The sequence below is a fragment of the Paenisporosarcina sp. P5_A11 genome (assembly GCF_056400705.1).
The window spans coordinates 1-21,740 of the sequence record NZ_JBFUKT010000046.1 but is presented as its reverse complement, the minus strand read 5'-3'; the positions used below and the strand labels follow the sequence as shown (position 1 = coordinate 21,740).

Sequence of the window (21,740 nt, the reverse complement as noted above, 5' to 3'; positions counted from 1 at the left end):
AATTCGAACGACTCTTTTTTTGTTCAGAAGGTAAGCTTGTCTCTCTTTCCCCTGCTCTTGTTTGTAATTTTATTAGTGAACTTTATCATGTCCTGTGAAAGTCATATGGCCGTATGTCTTAAAGATCCTTGAGCTTCATGGTATTGATTAAGTAATATATCAAGTTCTTGACTGCATGATATAACACTAGAATGCGTATAACCAAAATGTTTTGCTCTATGGTACATAACTTTCTTTTTTAATATAATTTGCCCTAATAAGAACTTGCTTTTCATTTTTAATCATTCCTCTTTTTCAGTTAATAGTATTGCACAAAGCTCATCTTATACCATGGGTCTTGTAAAAAGATGTCGCATTTTGTAAAAATTAATAATGTTATCAAATTGATGTCCTGCATTAATCTTTTTGTAAAGCTTGTAATATTTCAATAATTCTAATAATTAAATCCTTCATGAAGTAATAGCTTACACTTTTCTTTTAGTAGATTAACTGGATATAGGGGATTCTTGAATAATAAATATTTTGATTTACAACTTTTAATGACAAGCGAATGGTCAAATTAATAGAAGCAAAACCGGCCACTTTTATATGCCCGTTTTGCCTCTATTTTTAATATTGATTAATACTATTTATGTCGCATCATGTTTCAGATCATTATCTATTATTGTTTATATATTTCATTTTCTAAAATAATCACTGTTTCCTCATTTGAGGAATTTCCTATTTGTTTCGTATTTTCAACCAACCGAAAAATATTATCACAGCATTGTTTAGCACCTAAAACTAATAAGGGTACACCTATAAAATCAATTTTTAATCCTCTTGAGAAAAAACCGCCCATCGACATAACGATCGGTACCGTTGGTGAAGTATTTGAGAATATGATTTTATCTTGAAACTGATGTTTGCTTTGGAGTAATAAAGTTAAGTTTGATAATGCTGGAACGACGAGTTTGTTGGATTTCCGTCCTATTGTATATACAGAATCCCCATTTTCATCTACCCCGTGAAAAATGAGTTTCCCAAAATCTTCTTTAGATAATTTATTGAAATAGTTTACATTTAATATTTCTTCAGTAGTTAGTTTTCGTTCTGATTGGGTAATTTCTTTTAAATGATAGGCGGCAGCCAGAGCGGTGGTATGTGTTCCACCATAGTCATTATAAATATAAATCATGATATCATCCTTTACATTCTTATATAGAGCTATTATGGTCATCTATTCTAGTTCTAATTCAGTTGATTATCTTTTAGCTTTATTTGTTTGGTAAATGATTTAAAGATGTTGAGAGAGCTATAAGAACAGCTAATAACAAACATAATAATCCCCCAGCAAATATTGAGTTTGTTGGGGGATTTGTTATATCTTGATGGCATTCTCTGTAGTGACACCCTGTGTTAAGATGTCTTTGTTATTTTCCAAATAACGCCTGTTCCAGGAACTGCTGACTCTTCCGTAAATAAGCCAAAGTCAGAGACATACAGTGCGCCATCAGGACCGAAAACGGCATCAATGGGCCGTTCTAATCCGCCTCCATTTGTATCGGATGCAGCCAGACCTGTTCGATTTATTGCAAATATATGAATCTGCCCTGTTTGCATGTCGATACGGGAAACGCGATGGCCCACATAGGGAAGTGGTATCCCTCCTGTTGTTTCAGGATCTTCGGCTCCAAACTCCGCGATAAAAACATCCCCTACTGGACCAAATTCAGGATTCTCATTAAAACTGAACCCCATTGTTGCGGAGTGAGAAGGGAATGAAGCCACAGGCATTGGTGGTTGCATAGGATGTTCTGCTAATAAGAAAGCAGGTTGAGGTTTTCCTTCCGGTCTAAATTGTGGCATTGTGACCGGCAACCCTCCGGTAAAATCCGGAAATCCATACCAGAATCCAGGACGAATCCACTGAAATTCATCCGGGGAGTTGGCCACTGGACGACTTCCGCGAACATCCATCCCATGATTGGACGCAAACAATCGGTTGAATCGATCGAACCGCAATCTGAAAGGATTTCTTAGACCCCATGCCACCAACTCAAGCTCAGAGCCATCTGGATTGGCACGTAATATACTTCCGCTAGCACGAATGATTCCATCCACTGTTTCCCTGGGATAGGTTTCAACCCCAAAAGGAACAAAAGCGCCAGTTGTTACAACACGGTCTGGAAAGGCCTTTAAAAATCCTGAAGTTTGAAAGTTCGAGCCATTTAAAGTCACCCTTGAACCGGGGTAATCATGAAAAAATGGATGTTCTTTTACCCAGCCGTTGTCCTTTCCTACAACCCCACTATTGGTTGCAGTCCCTTGCCCAAAATACATTTTTCCGTCGGGACCAAATACCACTCGATTGTTATGATGATCACCGATACTTGGGAGCCCATCTATAATATCCATCTTTGTGCCGTCAGGTTGAATAATCGTGACGTACCCTCGATGCGCAACATAAATGTTGCCTTGATATTCAGTAATCCCGGTTAGAGGAGGATTGAACCCATCACCTATTACGATAAAACCTTGTTCTGTAAGTTTTAACACTTTTCCGTTCCCATCTGTGATACCGGAATCGGCAACAAGCATTTCGCCTTTGCTTGTAAAGGTTATGTTTATGGGTGTGGTTAAACCATCCGCAAACACTTCAATGTCATAACCAGGTGGCAACAGGATGTCACTCGGATCTAGTTTCCGTTCAGGCATTGACAACTTTCCCCTCTCTTCATTTTCTCTATCAATTTATTCAACCATTGGGTATTCCGGCACTCATTTCATTCTTTTCTATAGTATATAAAAAGACTTTATGCAATCTGGAACTAAACAGAGTGATGAAATTCGGTGAAATTTTAATCTATAAGGAGAGAGAATGTGTACTTTAATAAATCTATCCCGTCACATCCAAAGGACATTCACCAGATTTTCAAGAGTTGGTCACTTACAAAAAAATTAATGTTTACAGCATTGATGGCTGCACTTGCAGCCATCTTGCAATCTGCAGGGGGGCTGTTGCCGGGAATTGGCTATGCCTTCAGCCCACTTGCTACCGTACCGATTATGTTAGGTGCACTGATCTCATTCCGTTCGAGCATGTTGATTTACTTTTTAACAATTTGTTTATTATTGATAATTCAACCAAGCGAGTTAGTGATTTTCCCCTTTACCACGGGGTTACTCGGAATAAGCCTCGGATGGACATTCCTCGCATTAAATCGACTTCTAGGAATACTATTCGTGAATGGTTTACTGTTGTTTATTGGCATTTGCATTCCATTGTATGGTTTCGGCTTCCCTGTTTTTGGCCCCGCTGTCTCTTCTTCATTTAACTTAACGACTTTACTGATTATTTTTGGATTTTCACTTTTCTATAGCTGGTTATGGATAGGCTTTGGATTATTTTTGCTTCGGAAAATCAGGAGAATCCTAGCTTTGGAATAAATGTGAGAAAGGCCGATCGTAAGTTCAATGAACTCACGGTCGGCCTTTTCTATTCAATTAGGTTATTTAAATAAGAAAATTGTATAATTAAAGATGAAGCAAGGAAAATAATGTTATTTCATACTGCTAGGGAGTTCATAATGCCAACACTGACTATTACTCAAAGAAAATGGTTATTAATTTTGCACTTGATATTTATAGCTATCTGGTTTGGAAACACTGTCATCTTCTTAATTTTAAGTATTGCTGCATCCCTTACAACGGATGAAAATGTAGTTTTGTCCTCTTACACAATCATGCATTTATTAGCCCAAACATCTGGTAGAGCTTCAATTATAGGATCTGTGGTGACTGGAGTTTTATTATCACTTTTTACAAAATGGGGATTATTCAAGTTCAAATGGATTATTGCTAAAGAAATCCTAACACTTTTATCGGTAGGTATTGGTATCGTTGGGATTTATTATTGGACATTGCATGCATTTACAATGGTTTCTTTAGAAGGAATTGAGGCCTTTCAAAACCAATCATTTATCATCAATAACTACCAATTGTTCGGTGGGGTTATTCTCCAAATCTTATCTTTAGCAGCAATGATCGTTATTTCTGTTTTTAAACCTTGGGGAAAACGGAAGAATAGCCAATTGACTAGAGCTTAGCAATATTGATTTTATAATCACTCAAAGCGTTTTTTACACAAAAAAGGCTGAACCGAAATTCGGTCCAGCCTTTTCATATTATTATTCACTGACGGGTTCTTGTTCAAAGACCCGGTTTTTCTCTTCTTCAGTTACAGGTATTTGCGGCTTTTTAATGAAGAGTGTTAGTAATAATGCCACAGCTGCAATAAATGTGGAAATGAAGAACGTGTAATTGATTCCTTCCATCAATGAACTTTTCATGATACTGGCTGGGTCAGCTCCGCTTAACGCCAAGTCTTTTCCTGCCGAGGTAGCTCGTGTGTTCATGACTGTGATTAGTAGCGCAGATCCGATGGCACCTGATACTTGCTGAAGCGTGTTGTTCATCGCTGTACCATGCGGATAGACTTTCTTTGGCAAGCTATTTAAGCCGTTTGTCATGATTGGCATCATTACCATTGAAATACCTAACATCCGTATTGTATAGAGGAACATGATATGAAGATAGCTGGTATCCAAACTCAAATCACTGAAGAAATAAGTGGAGATAACCACAATTGACATCCCAATAATCGCAAGAATTTTGGCACCATACTTATCGAACAATTTACCAGTTACCGGTGACATGAAGCCCATTACTAAAGCTCCTGGAAGCATTATCAAACCTGAATTCATCGGTGATATCCCTTTAATCGTTTGAACATAGATTGGCATAAGAATCATCGCAGAAAACATGGATATTGACACGACGATAGAAATCGCAGATGACAAAGCGAACATCGGATATTTGTAAATTCTAAATTCGAGTAATGGATCTTTTAATTTAAATTGACGGAAAATAAATGTTACCAGAGATACAACACCAATGGTGATTGTCCCCAACACATATGGGTCACTCCATCCATTTTGTCCAGCCGCACTAAATCCGTACAGAATCCCTCCAAAACCAAGACTTGAAAAGACCAAAGAAGTTTTATCCAATGTCAATTCTTTGTTTTGGGATGTTAAATTCTTTAATTTAAAAATCCCTAATGCTAGAGGAATCAAAGCAAGTGGCAAGACGATGAAAAACAATACTCTCCATGAATAATGTTCAACAACAAAGCCAGAAAGTGTTGGACCAATTGCTGGCGCCACGATCATCACAAGACCGAATATTCCCATGGCTGACCCTCGACGTTCCACAGGGAATGCTACAAGGATAACGTTCATCAAAAGTGGCATCATAAGGGCGGCACCAGATGCTTGAACCATTCTTGCTGCAAGCAGTACACTGAAAGTCGGAGCTAATCCTGCTAACAAAGTACCCAGTGCAAATAATGACATTGCTAAGATGAAAATCGATCGGTTCGAATAACGTTGGATAAAATAGGCGCTCGCTGGAATCAATATTCCGTTCACGAGCATATATCCTGTAATCAGCCATTGTGCAGTCGAGGCCTCAATTTTTAAATCTGTCATAATGGCAGGCAATGCGATGTTCAATAAAGTCTGGGTAAATATCGCCACAAACGCCCCTGTAAATAAAATGGCGATAATGCCATAAGGTGGTTTCTTCTGTTCTGTCATTCGTGTATTCCTCCATATATCTTAATTATTTCTCTAGTTTTTCTATAACTCATCTTTACTAAGCCCTTTTTTAAGCAAATTGACTTCGAGTATATAATTTTGTAATGATTCATCGTTGGACAAGTCTTTTGCGAATACTTGAATCAGATTTTGGAATGTCACGGCTTTCATGATTTTGAGGATATGAACCAGTTCGATTTCATCCGTGATATTCAATTTATTATGATCAACTAAACCAACAACCTCTGCCAATCGAGTTTTCAATTGCTCATCATTTACATCAGGAGTCAATGTGTTTTCCGCTTTGTAATTCATATTCAAAAAGGCATTCCTGAAAAATTGGCGAGATTCTATGCTTTGCAAGTTGATCAGCATTATCCCAAAGGCCTCAATAAATGTTTCCATTAAATCGCCATTTTGTTTTTTTAATATCGAAATGAATCTTCTTCTAAGCCGCTGTGAATATTCATCAAGCAAGAAATAATAAAGGTCCTCTTTATCTTCAAAATATTGATAAAAGCTTCCTCTCGGGATTCCAGMCTCTTTAACAATATTAGAAATGGAAGCTTCAAATAATGGTGCCCTTGAAAACTCTTTAATAGCCGCACGTATTAATGTTTCCCTTTTATCTATGGGTAATTTAATGAAGGTTTGTTTTGGCATCCTTATACACTCCTATCTATCTTACAAATGACATCGTGTCATGTTCGCACAAGAATTTATTATATATGACACAGTGTCATAATGCAATAAAAATATGACACTGTGTCATATATAGTTTTATTCCATAGAAAAAAGAGAAAAGTCATATGACTTCTCTCTTTCTATAAATAATTTTTTACAAGTTATTAAAGAACACTCTAATTACATCGGCTCCGCCTATAAATGTTCCTATTGAACCTCCTAAGTTCGTCAAAAGAACAACTAGCAGAACGCGCGTGACTTTATTATGCCAAAATCCTTTAATCGAAAACACATCTTCTGACAGTGTTTCGAAGTCACCTATATTCGGTCTGCGTACATATGCTTGTACAATTCCAGATACCCAACCCGCTGCAATCAACGGATGTAAAGCGGTGAAAGGTGCGGCAACAAAGGCAGACAAAATGGCAAGAGGATGCCCAAAAGCAACAGCCGCGCCAATAGCAGCCAAGGTTCCCGTCCATAGAATCCAACTTATTGCTTGGTCAAAACCGGCAGATGGATTGGCAATAAAAGTAAAGACGATAAGCGCAACAATAAGCAGTGGTATTGCCCAGCCAAGAATTTTGGGTACGATTGATTTAGGTGGTGTTAGTGATAAAGCCTCTAAATCATGTTCTTTATGAATTTCTTTCGTAATCCCTTGTACATGTGCCGCACCAAGTACCGCAACAATTTTATTTCCAGGAGCATCTTTTATCTTTTGGGCTAAATATTGATCTCGTTCATCAATTAACGGCTTCTTTAACCTTGGGAAGGCTTCCGTAAACTCAGCAAGAACCGCGTTTAGTGTATCTTGTGATTTCATTTTTTCTAGTTCGTCTTCTGAGATTGTATCTTTACTGAAAATACTATAGAAAATGGCGCTGAGTAGTTGTGCTTTTCCTGTCAGACCAAGGTTATGCCAAATTCTTGAAAAGGTAATTTGGATATTGCGATCTGCCAGTACTAGCTCAGCACCCGTTTCTTTAGCCGATTCAATCCCCTGAATCATTTCTTGTCCAGGTTTAATATCAAATTGCTTGGCTAATCTATTTTGAAATGAAGATATAGCCAAATTCATCAATAGCAATGTTGATTTCTTCTCTTTTATGACTTTGAAAATATCAATTTTTTTCCACTTGTCGCTCTCCATAACGGACTGGTATCTTTGGGCGTCCAACTCGATACAAACTGAATCAGGTCTCTCTCTTTCAATAACCTCTTTTACTTGTTCCGCACTTTGTCGCGATACGTGCGCCGTGCCGATTAATATTAGTTCTTTTCCATCTAAGTTTATCCGCGTAATGTTTTCTTCAGGCATAAGTTACTTCCTTCATAGAATGTATTTCTCTTACGCAATCTTGTATCTGTCGATTACTAAAAGACTGTCTACTGTTAATAATGAATTATATTATGAGAAATTTCAAATTTGTTTTCTATATAACTAGTAGAAATTGGTCAGTACTATAAATTTTTGTTTTAATTTACATTCAAAATACGAACAAGCTGTTGATTTAAATAATTTGCGCTGTGTTGGAAATCTTGTTTGGACCATTCAATCACCATTCCTACAATGGCATTCGCTTGATACGCACTAATCATAGCAATATCGATTTCCTTTTCACCATTGAGAGCCAAATCGTTTTTTAACAATTCCTTTATTTGATCGAATAACAAGTAGTAATAGGACAATGGTGCATTTTTCGAGAAAACAATCCGATAAAATTTCTTGTACTTTTCAATATGATGAAAAATTCGAATGGTGGAAGGATTTAACTCACTTGTAATTAAGATTCGCACATGTTTATAAGGTTCTTGGTAGGAAGTTATTAAATCTTTCATAATTTCCTTAAAGTATTCTTCAAACAGATTCTCTATTTGTCCATAATGTGAATAGAACGTTCCGCGATTCACTTTTGCCATTAGACAGATTTCAGTCACAGAAATCGAATTTAAGGTCTTTTCTTTTAATAAAATCAGCAATGCTTCTTGCAATGCCTCCTTTGTTTTGACCACTCTCAAATCCGTTTTCATCAATTTTCACCTCTTATCCAACAGATTTTAGAAAACTGTACTTTAATGAACAATTTTCATTTTTTTGCTCATGGTAAACGCCTACTGATGTGTATTATACTTTTTATTAAACAACTGTTCAATAAAACCTAGGAGGTCGTAATCGATGAGATTAGAAGGAAAAGTCGCCATTGTTACAGGAGCAGCATCAGGAATGGGAAAAGCTATTGCAGAAGCATATGTTAGAGAAGGTGCAAAAGTAGTAGTCTCAGATTTAAATTTAGAAGGAGCTAATGTCGTAGCTGAAGCAATTAAAGCTACGGGTGGCGAGGCTTTCGCTATTCAAACAAATGTCGCTTCTTCAGAGGATCTACAACGTCTATTTGAGGAAACCAAGCAAGCTTTTGGCAAACTCGATATTCTTGTAAATAATGCAGGAATTATGGATGGAATGGAGCCAGTTGGGGACATTTCAGATGAGCGTTGGGATCATGTATTTGCAGTTAATACTACTGCTGTTATGCGTTTGATGCGTTTAGCAATTCCTATTTTCATTGAACAAGGACAAGGTGTAATTGTTAATAACATTTCTGCTGGTGGTTTATATGGGGCTCGCGCAGGGGCTGCCTACACCGCTTCTAAACATGCGGTAGTTGGTTTGACAAAAAACACTGCATTTATGTATGCAGATAAAAATATTCGTTGCAACGGCATTGCACCCGGTGCAGTTATCACAAACATCGCCAGCTCGATGACTAACATAAATCAGCTAGGCGCTACGAGACAGTCATTGGGAATGGCAATAAATCCTCGTGCCGGACATCCTGAAGAAATTGCGAATTTAGCCATCTTCTTAGGCTCGGACGAAGCAAGCTTTGTGAATGGTCAAGTAGTCGGCGTTGATGGTGGTTGGACAGCTTATTAAGTCTTTTCAATGTAAGGTAACAAAAAACCTCCGGAATGAGAGAACTGCCTCATTCTTGGAGGTTTTTCGTTTCTGACAAATGCTCAATGCTCAAAAACCTCTAACTGAAAACAGGACTTGTTAAATAAATACTTAGTGCTTGTTGTAACGTTCCAAATGTTTTCGTGTCTTTATCAAATGTGATGCCTAAACTTATCATTTTTCTTACAACATCTGCTCGTAACCCTGTAATTACTGTGCGACATCCCATCATAGAAGCTCCATTAATGGTCTTCATTAAATGGTCAATCACTCCAGGCTCCATTTCCGCAAAGTATTCGACTTTATTGCTTAACAAGAATCAGCTGCCCTAAAAGGCAGCTGATTCTTTTTTCGTGACATGTGAACCGGGTTGACATAATCCACGGATGAGGAAGTAGTTAACTTCATTACCCAAAAAGAAAAGCTGCCATGAAAGGCAGCCGATGGCAGGTCAATCGTTTTTTATTCTCTACTAATTAAATTTAACTCTTTGAAATGGGTTATCAGTTTTGATAGAGTCAATTTCTGTTTGTTTCTCAGCAGGTTCTCTAATACTGTCTATAGATGTTAATACATTAGTGAGACCTTCCATCATCCCTTTAAAGGATAATATTAAAATTGATAAGAAAAGTATCGGGATGAAGGATATCCAAGGATAAGATGTCCATAGAAAATCCCACCACATTCCAAGCAATCCAGCCCATTCGTTTGAAGTAGAAATTGCTTTAGTTTGTCCGAACAAATCTTCTCTCCTGACATATCCACCTACGAACAATCCTAATACAGCTAAATGTGACATAAGAATTAGCGTCTGAATAAAATCTCTCAGAAAAATGATTGCCAATTGAGGAACTAAAAAGGGTTTAATGTGTTTTGTAACAATCCTCCAATTACTTGCACCAAGCGTCCTTGAACTTTCAATAAACTCCTTGTTATAAATGGTTTTTACTTCATTCGCTATTAATATCGAATTTGTTGGAATGTAAAGAAATGCCAACACGACGAAGTATAATATAACCCTTTCCCCATAAGGAAGAGGCTCAGGTCCTTCGACCAGGACTCCATCAACTACAAACATACTCGTATCTTGAGTGAGAATAACATTCAGAAGGAGAAATGCAAACAACGTCATTGGGAAATAATTGAAAGCGTCTACCATTGATTTTATGGGTCTCTCTAGTTTCTTTAGAAAAAAATGAATAAATAATCCAATCCATATCGAAGGGAAAACTCGTAGGAACGTAATGATTAAAGCTACTATAATCGTATATTTCACACCTACTACCATCACAATAAATAAGTCTCTTCCAAAGCTATCTGTTCCGAAAGGAGGAAAGTTCTTGAAATTATAAGGTGCCGGTAAAGGCTTTCCGTTAGGATCATACAGTAAAGGTGACGTAGGGATGTGATCATTAAAGATTAGAAAGTAAAGAATGCTGACTAAAAACAATCCACCACTGATTATGAAACCAGTTAGAAACAACTTATCTAATAGGAGTCTTTTTAAAATGTACACTTATTTCACCATTCCAATCTTTGCCCCGTTTGTCTCTCTATTAAGTTGGTAATAAGAGCGTATAAAATGAAGACAGGTAAGAAAAACATAATTAACGTGAATGCAATGACGTTCGGATATGGGTAACTAGTTATAAATGTAAAGATTCCATAAATGTTGAATAGCTTCTCAAAAATCACCATAGAAGATAATAAGTACAGAACAATCGTTTTACTATGACTAAAAATACTATGTGTAATATTTCTCAACACGTGAGAAAAAAAAATATAGGTTTTGTTATATCCTTTACTTCTGGCTAACTCTACGTATGATTTTTTCCATTCCTCATTTACTAAATGAAGGTTAATCCTATAAATCATAAAGGACGGAATCAATGCCAAAGTTATGATAGGTAAGAAAAATGTATTGTTTTGTGAAGAGCCGGCTACCGGAAACAATAAGGTCCCTGTTTGATTAAAATAATAAATTACCGAAAATTGAATGGCCATAATAATGAATAAATCAGGCAACGATTCTAGCAATGAAACAATTTTGGATACCATATCATTTACTTTTTGTGGTAACAATATTGTTACGTAAGTGATTAATATACCTATGATAATAGAAATACTTAAAGCCGAAAGGAAAATAATAAGGGAGTATAAGTAGTAATCCCAAAAATTCAAGAAAATAGAATACTCACGTTTTGTTGGCCCTAAAACTACCAGGTTTTCGGGGAAAATTAGGGATTTAATAATATGAATTACATTTTTTGTGAACAAAGTGAAGTCCATTTGAATTCCCCTCGTAAACAACCCTACAAAAGCACTTAGGAGAACAATACCAATTACTACATAAAAAAAACGTGTCAATACTCTTAAAACGGAACTCATAATAATCCCAATCCTCCATCTTTTCACCGAAAGCTAAAGATTTACAATTTAACATAAGATTACCATAAAATTTTTCACTTTAATAGCTAGTTAATTGTATTTTCAGAAAACCCGGATTAACCACAACCAATTTAATTAAATTCTATTGGACAATCGCTCCGCAAAACATCGATTCGATCGCTGAACTGGGTTGTATAGCACATGCACCCTAGGTTGACATAACACCACGATCGGGAAGTATTCAACTAGGTTCATTAAAAAATACTGCCATCAATTATATACACCTATGTAACAAAACTCAGGAGTTAATGAACACCCTATATTTACAGTGTTTTATGAGGGTTTACTCTTTCATTAATGTTCAAGAACTCGTTCAACAATCTAAGTTCAGTAACCTATACGAAACTAAGTATAAGTACACGATCTACCATTTCTCAAACTGAAAAAAGCTGCATTCGACCGAATTTGGCCAAATGCAGCTTTTTTTATTTAGTGGTAAGTTTTCCTATGGTACCTAGTAATTTTATGTTTCCTTCTTTGATATTTTCTATCAAATAAACTTTTGTCCCGTCTGAAAATGAATCTGGAGCCATGAAAGATAACCAAAAGCGCCACAAACCAACACCAACAATCATCTAGTGCATCCTGGTATCACAGAAACATATCGCTTGGCATACATGATTGCTCCAAATATTGGACCTATACAGGGAGTCCATCCAGCAGAGAAGATACATCCTACGATAAACTAGTTTAAATAAGTGGTCGATTTTTTTTATAATTAAAACGTGCTTCTTTAAACATAAAAGTAGGTTGACCTATTAAAAAAGGAAATACGCCTTAAAACGCAAGTATGAGCGTTTCAGGCGTATTTTCAAATAATAGATTGAATGATTTTAAAGAAATAAAATTTTATCTTCACTTTAAAATTTTATTAATTGTATTTGTATGCAAGTCATCAGCTTTATAGCCTTCTAAAACATCTTTTACCACTTCGGCTGTTAAATCCGGAATACCCTTAATTTCTGCAAGTTTTTTTTGAAATTCCTTTTTAGTTGGCTTTAATTTATTTATGAATATCTCCATAAAATATTGGTCAAGTTCAGATATTTCTTTTTCTGTAAAACCATATTTTAAGAGAACTAAATCTCTAGTTTTAAGTTCCGGAGCTAAATGTTCATGTAAAGATACAATAGCATTCTTTAATAACATTAATTGTGTTGCCAATTCTTCACTATTCAAAAAAACATCTCCTAATTTAAAATTATAAAATCCATTTCGATACATATACAACCCAATATGCAATACTTCTTGCGGAACTATTCTTAATTCCAGTACCCATTAAAGCAGATGCTAAATGTCCTTCAACAGTACCCCATGCTAATGATTCGTATTCTAAAAGTTTATTTAAAGTTGGATCAATATATTTATTCCATCTTACCTCTAAAGACTTCCCAGCTCTGGGACTTAATGATTTCACAGCATTTATTACTTTGGTTTTGTTTTTTAACAATGCTTTTATTCCAGCTTTAACAGCAGCAGTGCCACCAACCATAGGTTTAATTTCCGATTGATCTAATCCGACACTTGGAGCAACTTGAATAGTTTGTTGAACAATTGCTTCTGGATCTGCAAACAATTCTTCTAAAGCAGCAATATCTTCTTCTGTTTCAATAATGATTTGTTCATCTTCATATACAGATGAATTCTCTGAAACTTGCTCTTGCGCAAAAGCATTAAGAGGAAGAGATGCAATAACTAGAGTTAACGCCATCATAACAAAAAACATTTTAATAGGATTTCTTTTCATAGAAAAACCTCCAAATATATAGCAATATTGTTCCATATAAATCTATAAAAGTAAACATATAACCAAAAATGCAAAAGGTTTCCTTATTGACACCCTTTTAATTTTCTAGAATTCTTTCCCCTTGTTTTGAGGTGGAAGCTGGCTGGGGGTGTGGGGGCTAGCCCCCGCATTGCGTTACTAGATAAGGCATAAGAGCAATTCCTTGAACGGATGAACTGGCGTTTTTTGCCTCATTACTCTATTCAGCGAGCTAGATTGTATAGAATATACACCCTAGGTTGACATAACACCTAGGAAGTATTCGACTTCATTGCTCAATAAGACAAGCTGCCCTGTAAAAGGCAGCCTGTTGTTTTATAAACTATGATGAAAACTTAATCAACTAAATAAGATCCCTGAATTTCTTGGTAATGATTGAGTAAAACATCGAGTTCTTGGCTGCATGCTACTACACTAGAGTGCGTATAACCAAAATGCTTCGCTTTATGGTACATAACTTTCTTTTTCAATATTATTTGCGCTAATAAGAACGTTTTACTTTGCATATTTTTATTTATTCCTCTTTCTCAAAACGATTATTGTTAGACCCAGAAAACATTTTATATCGTTGGTCTTGTAAAAAATGTCGCATTGTGTAAAAATGAAAATTTTTTTTAATTTGTTAATAAAAATTTTCGAAAGCTTGCTATATTGCAATTACATAAGATTACTCAAATGGATTGTATAGAACATACACCTTAGGCACATCGGTTAGTTAAGAACTAGATGTTGTAGTTAATTAAAGAGAGAAAGAATTTTTAATACCCAAGCAATAATACGCCATCGCTTAGAAACATATACTGTCTTCTTTTTCTTTTTTAAACTATCATATATTTGCAAAGCAGCCTTTTCAGGAGACGCAACCCAAAACATTTTATCTTTATCACCTTTAGCCATATCCGTATCAATGAACCCGCATTTAACATCGGTCACTAAAACATTTACCTTCTGTATCTTTAAATTTTGACGAATACTGATTAGGTAATTAGAAACAAAGGTTTTTGAGGCATTGTACGCAGGTGCAGTAGGATTCGCCACTAAGGCTCCAATAGAAGATATTCCTACTATATGTCCAGAACCTTTTGATACAAAATGTTTATACGAAACATTTGACATTACTACAAACCCAGAGACATTGACATCAATTGTCTCTTTTTCAAAATCTAAGTTCAAATCCGAATTGAGATGCCCCACACCAGAGCTAATAATAATTAAATCCATTCCATCCATTTCTTCAATAAGTTCTTCTAGAAGGTTCTTAGCTTCAGTAGTGTGTGAAATATCAATACACTTGATAAATGATTTATGCGGGAGGATTTTTTGAAGTGCAAGTAGTTTGTCTGTTCTTCTAGCAACCAATCCAATTATATAACCTTCGTTTGATAAAACCTTTGCAAGTTCTTTCCCAATACCAGAACTTGCACCAACAACTATCGCCTTTTTCAATACTCACTCACCATTCTCCATTTGTTTTATCTTCCACTAACCTGCCCCGTTAGAAATTTGTTCGCAATATTCTTCCATATAATGTTTTACTAATTGATTTTTTCATCATATCCCGCGCAGTTACAAGAATTTCTCACATTATAACATTACCACTTTTTGTAATTTTTTTGAACCAAACTCCCGTGAGTTGAAGTAGAAAACGGGATGATCCGTCCGTAAAACATCGATTCAGTTACTCAACTGGATTGTATAGGTTATTCAAAGTAGGTTGACATAACACATCGACTAGGAAGTTGACTCCTTCCACCCAACCCTTGCGGGATCTCACTTCTTCTCTTTTTCACCGATCCATCTTTTATTCACGAAATATACATCGTTGAGTTGACGGGCTTTTGGCGGACTCGCTTTTCCTGTCTGATGAATAAATATCCAATCTGTCTTGGGCTTTAGCCAAACAAAAAAGACCGTCTCTGACGATCTCCTGTTCTTCAACTAAAGCACCCGTTAGTAAAAATCTAAGAAAATTGTAATGCTAAAATAAAAAATATAACTCCAAATCCGAAATCTAGAAGATAGACCCTTTTATCTTCTTTTTGAAAATAACTTTCAATCCCATCTATAATTAAACCAACCCCTAATATTGCGAATAACCAAACAAAATATAAATTATAATCCTTGGCTATGCCCATTACCAACATAAACAAAGATGCAATGGTGATTAAAATTTTTATAATAATAAATGGTTTTGTACTTTTCTTTTTTACTCTTTTTTCAAAAAACAATCCCATTCTAGAACCCCCCTTACATTTTATTTGATTCTTTTTTTGTTCAACTAAACTGCCCCGTTAGTTCAATAAGAAAAAGAGTTGCTTAAGCTGCCCGATGATCTTCAACTAAAGCACCCGTTAGTTGAAGAGTGGAACATCGACAAATAATACACATGGTATTATTCTTGTACCTTTTTAACCAATCCGATTGTATGTACTATTTTTTAAATCAAAAATTGCAAAAGAACCACATATGAAGACCCCTAAAATCATTATTGCTGTAAAAAACCAACCTTCTCCCCAAGTAACTATCAAAGAATATAAACATCCCAAAGCAACAGCTAATGAACCATATTTCGTTCTCCATTTTTCTAGTTTCGATTGTTTTTTTTCTTCCAAAGTTTTCTTCCCCCCAATCCTGGTTGTTAGCACAATAGCGGTTGCTTTTACTGAACAAACGCACCCGTTTGGTTGAAGTACAATCCTTCACAAAAATGAACTACTTCCCTCTAAAACCATTGCCAAAAACTCACTAAATTTCACTAAACCACCACACAATAAGAAAGATACTTGCTCCCCCCCAAACTGTGGTTCCCACTATCCACCAAACTATGGATTGGGTAGTTGAACTTTTCTTACTTTCCATATTTCTTTTTATAAAAGCGAGAACAACAAATCCGATTATGATGAAACTAACAGTTATCCAAAGTAATAAATCCACTTTCTATCCACCCTTTTTTGTGAATTACTATCCTAACCTGCTACGTAATTTAAGTACATCCTTTCGCAATTTCTATTATATTTTAACATAAATATCCAATTTTCTTCAGAGAAAGTCTTCTACAAAATGCCAAATGGTTCTACGAATGGCCTGAACCCATTCCAATTTAAATGATAAGGTCAAAGAATGGGTAGCCCAAGCAATTCCTTCTTGTTTTGCAAAAGAACGAAGTTCCTGTTCTCTAGCCTCCAACACATAATAAATCAGATTATGAGCATTATTGATGAGACAATATCTCCCACTTGTAAAATATCATTTATTTTTTCTTTTACAGTGACCGCTTGATCGAGTAATTGGGACTCGAAATTTTGTTTGTTTTCTTGGAAGAAATTTTTCAATTCACTATCTAGAATTTTGATTACCACTCTTATCCCCCTATTTTAGTGATCATATTAGGAAAATCTAAGTATAATTAACTGAACAATATCCTAACAATTCAGACGAATGTATAATTTTCTATTTTTTCGGCATTTGTAATAGGTATATTATCTTAATTGCACTTAAAAGCACGGAGCTCGTAGTCAGTTCCATTCTGATGATTGTGGTTATCGTGTATCTGACGAAAGACTTACGTACCGATAAAAAGAAAGCAGAAATGTTGCCCGAGCCCGAAGTTTTACATTAAAAATGTTGAAACCAATTCCTCCCATTTTCGTATTGTTATTTATAGATAGGGGTGGAGAAAATGTTTGAAGAGATGAAGACGAGGTATTTTATTGGTTTGTTATTATTATGGTTTGTTGCATTTGGTATTGTGGCAATCTTTTTTCCTTACACTGACGATTTTGTAGAAACAGGAATAACACTGATTTTGTATGTGGTGGTCCCTGTTACTTTCTTTAGATATTATTTCCGCAAACATGGAGTTGCTGTTCGAGATGTTGTTTTCAGGAAAGGTTCAGGCAGCTGGCTTCCATCTTTAATTGGGATTATGGTAATTTCTATCGCATTTTCACTTAGTGTGTTTTGGCTCCAATTATACGCATTGATGCCCATTTCACCTGGACTTGTCGACTTTTTCTTAGAGCCATTTCCTATGCCTGAAAGTCCTGTTTATTTAACTATTTCGATTATCAGTATTGCACTTATTGGACCCATTGCAGAAGAATTCATTTTTCGAGGTATGTTGTTGAATCGCATGATGAAGAAAACTTCTATGTGGGGCGGGATACTTATTTCCAGTATTCTGTTTGGAATTTTACACGCCGATATTATTGGAGCTACCATTTTCGGCATTATCACTTCACTGTTGTATCTGAAAACCGGCAATTTATTRATCCCGATTTTGTTGCATGTCTTCAATAATTCAATTGCCATCATTTTAACTTTCGTCGCACCCTCATGGCCTGGTTGGGCAATTGGTGAAAAATCCGATATTTATACTTACATCCTTCCGAACTCAATCGTATTAGCGATTAGTTCTATATTAATGATTTTGGTAATTGTGCGCTTAGCTAAAGGGTTGCATCGTAAAAGTGAAGAGGAAATGAGCGAGCCAGTGTGATCGGTGAAAATAAAAGGATAGTCCGAAATTATAAAAGATTGTATATAGCTATTGGTTTTTTCATTTTGGTCATGATTGTAAACTTTCCTTTTCCACACGAAGTTCCTTTTGGTTCAGGTAGCATTTGGATCATGAATATAACATTACGTGATGCGGATGGGTTCAACCTCATAGGTGTTTTTTTACTTATAGTCTTATGTGTTGGTATCTATTTACTAGCTACTTCATTGGAAAGATATCGTGTTCGATTGGTGTTACTAGGAATTTCCTATACTCTACTTTGCCTCTTTTGGTGATTAATGTGTATCAAAATACGTTGGCCTCGGGAATTTATGCGATTGACTATGATCTTGATACAAGTGAATGTAAATTTGAACAATTGGACGACAATAGAATGGAAGTTATATGTGATTTACCGCTTGAAAATTTAAGTGATGACGAAGTGAAATTTGATGTTCGGTTTTTTAATGAAACGTTATTTGAAGAAAAACATCTGGTTCCAATAATGAATGAAAATGGACCATACGAGGTTTCCCTTCAAGGGCATGAAACAAAAGTGGTCCGCATTCAAACTGAATTGGACGTCCCTCGGTTGAATGGATTTTCTGGTGGGAGCTCCTATCAAATACACATTGAAATTTTTCAAGGAAATAAAATGAGACTCTTATAACACTAAATGAATACTACCAGTGTTGACGTTTTAGAGTTGTTTAGCGGAGGGTTATTGTTGTATATGAAGAAATGGTATACAAATGTTTGAACCTTAATCAGTATTTGTGTACCATCATCGTTTTGTGAATATTAAGCTAGCACGGTTTCTATATTTAAAATTTCTGTTTATCAATATCCACTTCACTTTCTCCGATGTAGCAATCCTTGTTCTTCCCCTTTTCTATGGACCTTTTCCATCATTTCCCGATTGACAAGACATTTAATAAACCTTATAATTCGAAGGAATCTAATTGATAATGATTTTCATTATCGGAATAATCTTATAACTTTCAGTTAATTAAAATATTTAAATAAAGGGGGGCCAAAATAATGCGCCACATGAATTTTGCTTTAGTAATCGCCCTCATCGGGATTTTAATTTTTCCGGTGACAAGCTTTGCTGCTAGTCCGGAAGAAGACTTGAATCAAGCAAATGTTCAAATTGATGAAGTGATTAAATTAGTTCAAATGGGTGACACAAAAGCTGCATCTGAACAATTTAAAGAATACACATCAAATTGGATTTCCTTTGAATCAGGGATTAAAGAAAAATCTGAACAGGCCTACCATGATATAGAAGATAACATGGGACAAGTTCAGTTTGCTTTAGCTCAAGACCCTGTTAACTCAGAAAGTATTCAAAAATCACTTCAACAATTGAAACAAACGAATACAAAATTTATCAATGGGCAATTCTCTCAAACATCAGTTGCGGATCAAGATGATTCAAAAAATAATGCAGATGTTGCTAAACTGATTATGTTATTAAATCAATCTTTAGACAAAATTGATAACCAAGATATTGACGGGGCTAAATCAGATATTGAGGATTTCAGAAAATCTTGGTTGGACGTTGAAGGCGTAGTGCTTACTCAGTCTGCAACGGTCTACAAAAATGCAGAAAGTGACATGGTTACTTCATATTCCATGCTTTCCGCTAATCCGCCCGATGTAAAAGGGGCAAAAAAAACCATTGAAGAAATGAGAAGTTATTTATCTCCACTTGTTTCAAAAACTAGCTACACGATGTTAGATGCGACAACCATCCTGTTACGCGAAGGGCTAGAAGCTCTTTTAGTTGTTGTAGCACTTATGGGCTTTTTAAAGAAATCCGGTCATTCGGACAAGAATAAATGGATTTGGGTAGGCGTGGGTTCTGGTATTGGCATCAGTCTAGTTCTTGGCGTTTTGGTCAACTTATTATTCTCAGCTGGCACATTTGGTCACAACAACTTCCTGATTGCTGGATGGACGGGTGTTTTTGCTGCTGTCATGCTCAGCTACATGAGCTATTGGCTTCATAGTAAATCGAATATTTTAGAATGGAATCGCTATATCCAGAAGAAAAGCACGCAGGCACTAGATACTGGAAGTTTACTTTCGATTGCGATTTTAGCTTTTCTTGCTGTATTCCGTGAAGGTACTGAGACCGTCTTATTCTACATCGGAATGGCATCTTCTATTGACTTAGGTTCTTTATTAGGTGGCATAGCGATTGGTCTAACTATATTATTGATTACCTCGTACTTAATCTTAAAAGTAGGCTTAAAAATTCCGATGCGTCCATTTTTCATGGTGTCGAGTATATTAATGTTCTACTTGTGCTTTAAGTTTACGGGTATGGGGATTCATGGTTTACAATTAGCCGGGTTTATTCCAGCTACACAAGCTCCAATTCCAACCAATGACTTTTTTGCAATCTATTCAACTTGGGAGAGCTTTATCCCTCAAATGATTTTATTAGTCGTTGCAATTTTCGTAGCCTTTTTGGGTAAAATAAAACAAAATATAATTCAATCAAGAATGAAAAAACAGGAGGAACTTAATAATGCAATCTAAAAAATACGTATTCCCTATAATAATCGCAGCATCAATGGCTTTATCGGCTTGTGGAACAAAGGACGAGAAAACAACAACGGGTGATAACACCCAAAAAGAAGAAACGACTTCACAAACATCGATTGCAGATGGGGCAAAAGAAATGAAAGCTGAAGTTGCCGATTTGAAAGTGCAATTAGAAGCAAATGACACTAAGAAAGCTGAAGCAAATGGCGAAAACTTAGAAGAAATTTGGGAGAGTTTTGAAGATGAAGTAAAAGATAAAGACGCGGACCTTTATGAACAAGTTGAAACACCCCTTCACTTGATTGAAGCAGGAGTAAAAGTTGATCCTCTTGATGTAGACACTTTAAATAAAGCTGCAGACGATTTAGATAGTGTCCTTTCTGATGTTGAAAAAATAAAATAAAACAACATGACTTCCAATTTACTTTATGTAAATTGGAAGTTTTTTTATGTAAAAACCTCTGCATACTGAGGTTTCAAAGGACCCATTCCTGGTTGAAATTCACCTAAACTGTGGAATCTAACAAATGTTAAAAAGCGTTTCCGAAATTTCGTGTCACAAAGGACTTGTTTTCTTTTGCCATAAGTATATATTTCAAAGCATATCACCAAATTATGAATTAACGTGGAGAATAATATGCGCCCATATAATGAAAAAATTAGTATTTACAATGGAATGGCTTCGACTATTGCCTTGAACTTTTCGAATAATTTCTTTCCTATTTTTGCTATTACCATATTAAGTGCCAGCAATTATCAGGTGGGATTAATTAGCTCCCTTCCTCCATTAATGGCGTTACTTATGACGATTCCAGCTGCCATCATGCTGAATCGAGCAGCTGAACACAAGGAGCTCGTGGCGACGTCTATTTTGTTGGCTCGCGTCATGTTCCTGCCTATCGTCGGCTTGTTTATTTACCTTCAGAATCCATGCAAGCTTGGGCTAAAATAAGTTGATCTTGGAATGTTTAATATGCGGCAGATTTTTGTGACGGTCATTGTTTTCTTCAGTTCTTTAAAAGCTTGTAACGCTATTCTTGGTACCACTTCCTCTCCAACTCTTTGTACTTTTTTAAAACCTCAATGTGTTGTTTCAAATAGTGATCCCCCTCCTTAAGCTTCTCCCCCCCTTCTTCATAGACTAAAGAGATATACTTCCCTATAATAAAT

At 35.8% G+C, this 21,740-nt stretch carries 27 protein-coding genes; 8 read left to right on the top strand and 19 right to left on the bottom strand.

Annotation, left to right across the window (positions count from 1 at the left end; genetic code table 11):
- Positions 1-101: 101 nt before the first annotated feature.
- The 3 genes from AC1DOS_RS09060 to AC1DOS_RS09050 form a co-directional block, all read right to left on the bottom strand.
- Positions 102-275: a Spo0E family sporulation regulatory protein-aspartic acid phosphatase gene (locus tag AC1DOS_RS09060; RefSeq protein WP_477537239.1), complete on the bottom strand. Its 174-nt coding sequence runs from the start codon at positions 273-275 to the stop codon at positions 102-104.
- A gap of 386 nt (positions 276-661) precedes the next feature.
- Positions 662-1,177 (bottom strand): DUF3189 family protein, encoded by a 516-nt coding sequence (locus AC1DOS_RS09055; protein ID WP_477537238.1) that lies wholly within the window; start codon positions 1,175-1,177, stop codon positions 662-664.
- Between the two features lie 221 nt (positions 1,178-1,398).
- Complete coding sequence (locus AC1DOS_RS09050; protein WP_477537237.1) at positions 1,399-2,697, bottom strand: PQQ-dependent sugar dehydrogenase; 1,299 nt, start codon at positions 2,695-2,697, stop codon at positions 1,399-1,401.
- 165 nt (positions 2,698-2,862) lie between these two features.
- On the opposite strand from AC1DOS_RS09050, the gene AC1DOS_RS09045 reads away from it, so the two are divergent.
- Positions 2,863-3,429: a hypothetical protein gene (locus tag AC1DOS_RS09045; RefSeq protein ID WP_477537236.1), complete on the top strand. Its 567-nt coding sequence runs from the start codon at positions 2,863-2,865 to the stop codon at positions 3,427-3,429.
- 140 nt (positions 3,430-3,569) lie between these two features.
- Entirely contained in the window at positions 3,570-4,088 is a 519-nt protein-coding gene (locus AC1DOS_RS09040) for a hypothetical protein (protein WP_477537235.1), read from the top strand.
- Between the two features lie 81 nt (positions 4,089-4,169).
- On the opposite strand, the gene AC1DOS_RS09035 is transcribed toward AC1DOS_RS09040, so the two are convergent.
- The 4 genes from AC1DOS_RS09035 to AC1DOS_RS09020 all read right to left on the bottom strand — a co-directional run bounded on the left by AC1DOS_RS09035 (position 4,170) and on the right by AC1DOS_RS09020 (position 8,360).
- Positions 4,170-5,639 carry an MDR family MFS transporter gene (locus tag AC1DOS_RS09035; protein WP_477537234.1) on the bottom strand — a complete coding sequence of 490 codons (1,470 nt, stop codon included), beginning with the start codon at positions 5,637-5,639 and terminating at the stop codon, positions 4,170-4,172.
- 42 nt (positions 5,640-5,681) lie between these two features.
- The gene (locus tag AC1DOS_RS09030) at positions 5,682-6,302 is read right to left on the bottom strand and encodes a TetR/AcrR family transcriptional regulator (RefSeq protein ID WP_477537233.1); all 621 of its coding nucleotides are present in this window, start codon (positions 6,300-6,302) and stop codon (positions 5,682-5,684) included.
- A gap of 175 nt (positions 6,303-6,477) precedes the next feature.
- Positions 6,478-7,644, bottom strand: a complete 1,167-nt coding sequence (locus AC1DOS_RS09025; protein WP_108586929.1) for a TraB/GumN family protein — start codon at positions 7,642-7,644, stop codon at positions 6,478-6,480.
- A 158-nt stretch (positions 7,645-7,802) separates the two neighbouring features.
- Positions 7,803-8,360, bottom strand: a complete 558-nt coding sequence (locus tag AC1DOS_RS09020) for a TetR/AcrR family transcriptional regulator (protein WP_477537232.1) — start codon at positions 8,358-8,360, stop codon at positions 7,803-7,805.
- Positions 8,361-8,502: 142 nt separating this feature from the next.
- Here AC1DOS_RS09020 and AC1DOS_RS09015 point away from each other — a divergent pair, with 142 nt between their 5' ends.
- Positions 8,503-9,261: an SDR family oxidoreductase gene (locus tag AC1DOS_RS09015; protein WP_108586927.1), complete on the top strand. Its 759-nt coding sequence runs from the start codon at positions 8,503-8,505 to the stop codon at positions 9,259-9,261.
- A gap of 100 nt (positions 9,262-9,361) precedes the next feature.
- Here the strand turns inward: AC1DOS_RS09015 and AC1DOS_RS09010 are convergent, their stop codons facing one another.
- The 12 genes from AC1DOS_RS09010 to AC1DOS_RS08955 form a co-directional block, all read right to left on the bottom strand.
- Positions 9,362-9,598 (bottom strand): STAS domain-containing protein, encoded by a 237-nt coding sequence (locus tag AC1DOS_RS09010; RefSeq protein WP_477537231.1) that lies wholly within the window; start codon positions 9,596-9,598, stop codon positions 9,362-9,364.
- A 156-nt stretch (positions 9,599-9,754) separates the two neighbouring features.
- A complete protein-coding gene (locus AC1DOS_RS09005) occupies positions 9,755-10,798 on the bottom strand; it encodes an ABC transporter permease (protein WP_477537230.1) in 1,044 nt (347 codons plus the stop codon).
- A 5-nt stretch (positions 10,799-10,803) separates the two neighbouring features.
- Positions 10,804-11,670 carry an ABC transporter permease subunit gene (locus AC1DOS_RS09000; RefSeq protein WP_477537229.1) on the bottom strand — a complete coding sequence of 289 codons (867 nt, stop codon included), beginning with the start codon at positions 11,668-11,670 and terminating at the stop codon, positions 10,804-10,806.
- A 485-nt stretch (positions 11,671-12,155) separates the two neighbouring features.
- On the bottom strand, positions 12,156-12,305 hold the full coding sequence (locus tag AC1DOS_RS08995) for a hypothetical protein (protein ID WP_477537228.1): 150 nt from the start codon (positions 12,303-12,305) through the stop codon (positions 12,156-12,158).
- Positions 12,306-12,585: 280 nt separating this feature from the next.
- Positions 12,586-12,909 (bottom strand): hypothetical protein, encoded by a 324-nt coding sequence (locus AC1DOS_RS08990; protein WP_477537227.1) that lies wholly within the window; start codon positions 12,907-12,909, stop codon positions 12,586-12,588.
- A gap of 22 nt (positions 12,910-12,931) precedes the next feature.
- Positions 12,932-13,477, bottom strand: a complete 546-nt coding sequence (locus tag AC1DOS_RS08985) for a hypothetical protein (RefSeq protein WP_477537226.1) — start codon at positions 13,475-13,477, stop codon at positions 12,932-12,934.
- 374 nt (positions 13,478-13,851) lie between these two features.
- Positions 13,852-14,022 (bottom strand): Spo0E family sporulation regulatory protein-aspartic acid phosphatase, encoded by a 171-nt coding sequence (locus AC1DOS_RS08980; protein WP_477537225.1) that lies wholly within the window; start codon positions 14,020-14,022, stop codon positions 13,852-13,854.
- Positions 14,023-14,251: 229 nt separating this feature from the next.
- The gene (locus AC1DOS_RS08975; RefSeq protein ID WP_477537224.1) at positions 14,252-14,962 is read right to left on the bottom strand and encodes an SDR family NAD(P)-dependent oxidoreductase; all 711 of its coding nucleotides are present in this window, start codon (positions 14,960-14,962) and stop codon (positions 14,252-14,254) included.
- Between the two features lie 515 nt (positions 14,963-15,477).
- On the bottom strand, positions 15,478-15,750 hold the full coding sequence (locus tag AC1DOS_RS08970) for a hypothetical protein (RefSeq protein ID WP_477537223.1): 273 nt from the start codon (positions 15,748-15,750) through the stop codon (positions 15,478-15,480).
- A gap of 174 nt (positions 15,751-15,924) precedes the next feature.
- A complete protein-coding gene (locus AC1DOS_RS08965; RefSeq protein WP_038183411.1) occupies positions 15,925-16,128 on the bottom strand; it encodes a hypothetical protein in 204 nt (67 codons plus the stop codon).
- A gap of 133 nt (positions 16,129-16,261) precedes the next feature.
- The gene (locus AC1DOS_RS08960; protein WP_477537222.1) at positions 16,262-16,450 is read right to left on the bottom strand and encodes a hypothetical protein; all 189 of its coding nucleotides are present in this window, start codon (positions 16,448-16,450) and stop codon (positions 16,262-16,264) included.
- 263 nt (positions 16,451-16,713) lie between these two features.
- Complete coding sequence (locus AC1DOS_RS08955; protein WP_477537221.1) at positions 16,714-16,875, bottom strand: hypothetical protein; 162 nt, start codon at positions 16,873-16,875, stop codon at positions 16,714-16,716.
- Positions 16,876-17,195: 320 nt separating this feature from the next.
- Between AC1DOS_RS08955 and AC1DOS_RS08950 the strand changes: the two genes are divergently transcribed.
- The 5 genes from AC1DOS_RS08950 to AC1DOS_RS08930 all read left to right on the top strand — a co-directional run bounded on the left by AC1DOS_RS08950 (position 17,196) and on the right by AC1DOS_RS08930 (position 21,522).
- Positions 17,196-18,014: a lysostaphin resistance A-like protein gene (locus tag AC1DOS_RS08950; protein ID WP_477537220.1), complete on the top strand. Its 819-nt coding sequence runs from the start codon at positions 17,196-17,198 to the stop codon at positions 18,012-18,014.
- Positions 18,015-18,315: 301 nt separating this feature from the next.
- Positions 18,316-18,684: a hypothetical protein gene (locus tag AC1DOS_RS08945; protein WP_477537219.1), complete on the top strand. Its 369-nt coding sequence runs from the start codon at positions 18,316-18,318 to the stop codon at positions 18,682-18,684.
- 371 nt (positions 18,685-19,055) lie between these two features.
- Positions 19,056-20,564, top strand: a complete 1,509-nt coding sequence (locus AC1DOS_RS08940) for an FTR1 family iron permease (RefSeq protein WP_477537218.1) — start codon at positions 19,056-19,058, stop codon at positions 20,562-20,564.
- Entirely contained in the window at positions 20,554-20,973 is a 420-nt protein-coding gene (locus AC1DOS_RS08935) for a hypothetical protein (RefSeq protein ID WP_108586922.1), read from the top strand. Before AC1DOS_RS08940 ends, AC1DOS_RS08935 begins: the two co-directional genes overlap by 11 nt.
- Positions 20,974-21,207: 234 nt before the next feature.
- Complete coding sequence (locus tag AC1DOS_RS08930) at positions 21,208-21,522, top strand: hypothetical protein (protein WP_477537217.1); 315 nt, start codon at positions 21,208-21,210, stop codon at positions 21,520-21,522.
- Positions 21,523-21,740 lie beyond the last annotated feature (218 nt).

What these genes read in the sequence shown, in the direction of transcription:
- AC1DOS_RS09060 (WP_477537239.1), bottom strand. Translation starts at nt 275, where the DNA reads ATGAAAAGCAAGTTCTTATTAGGGCAAATTATATTAAAAAAGAAAGTT.
- AC1DOS_RS09055 (WP_477537238.1), bottom strand. Translation starts at nt 1,177, where the DNA reads ATGATTTATATTTATAATGACTATGGTGGAACACATACCACCGCTCTG.
- AC1DOS_RS09050 (WP_477537237.1), bottom strand. Translation starts at nt 2,697, where the DNA reads ATGCCTGAACGGAAACTAGATCCGAGTGACATCCTGTTGCCACCTGGT.
- AC1DOS_RS09040 (WP_477537235.1), top strand. Translation starts at nt 3,570, where the DNA reads ATGCCAACACTGACTATTACTCAAAGAAAATGGTTATTAATTTTGCAC.
- AC1DOS_RS09035 (WP_477537234.1), bottom strand. Translation starts at nt 5,639, where the DNA reads ATGACAGAACAGAAGAAACCACCTTATGGCATTATCGCCATTTTATTT.
- AC1DOS_RS09025 (WP_108586929.1), bottom strand. Translation starts at nt 7,644, where the DNA reads ATGCCTGAAGAAAACATTACGCGGATAAACTTAGATGGAAAAGAACTA.
- AC1DOS_RS09015 (WP_108586927.1), top strand. Translation starts at nt 8,503, where the DNA reads ATGAGATTAGAAGGAAAAGTCGCCATTGTTACAGGAGCAGCATCAGGA.
- AC1DOS_RS09000 (WP_477537229.1), bottom strand. Translation starts at nt 11,670, where the DNA reads ATGAGTTCCGTTTTAAGAGTATTGACACGTTTTTTTTATGTAGTAATT.
- AC1DOS_RS08995 (WP_477537228.1), bottom strand. Translation starts at nt 12,305, where the DNA reads ATGATTGTTGGTGTTGGTTTGTGGCGCTTTTGGTTATCTTTCATGGCT.
- AC1DOS_RS08985 (WP_477537226.1), bottom strand. Translation starts at nt 13,477, where the DNA reads ATGAAAAGAAATCCTATTAAAATGTTTTTTGTTATGATGGCGTTAACT.
- AC1DOS_RS08980 (WP_477537225.1), bottom strand. Translation starts at nt 14,022, where the DNA reads ATGCAAAGTAAAACGTTCTTATTAGCGCAAATAATATTGAAAAAGAAA.
- AC1DOS_RS08970 (WP_477537223.1), bottom strand. Translation starts at nt 15,750, where the DNA reads ATGGGATTGTTTTTTGAAAAAAGAGTAAAAAAGAAAAGTACAAAACCA.
- AC1DOS_RS08940 (WP_477537218.1), top strand. Translation starts at nt 19,056, where the DNA reads ATGCGCCACATGAATTTTGCTTTAGTAATCGCCCTCATCGGGATTTTA.
- AC1DOS_RS08935 (WP_108586922.1), top strand. Translation starts at nt 20,554, where the DNA reads ATGCAATCTAAAAAATACGTATTCCCTATAATAATCGCAGCATCAATG.
- AC1DOS_RS08930 (WP_477537217.1), top strand. Translation starts at nt 21,208, where the DNA reads ATGCGCCCATATAATGAAAAAATTAGTATTTACAATGGAATGGCTTCG.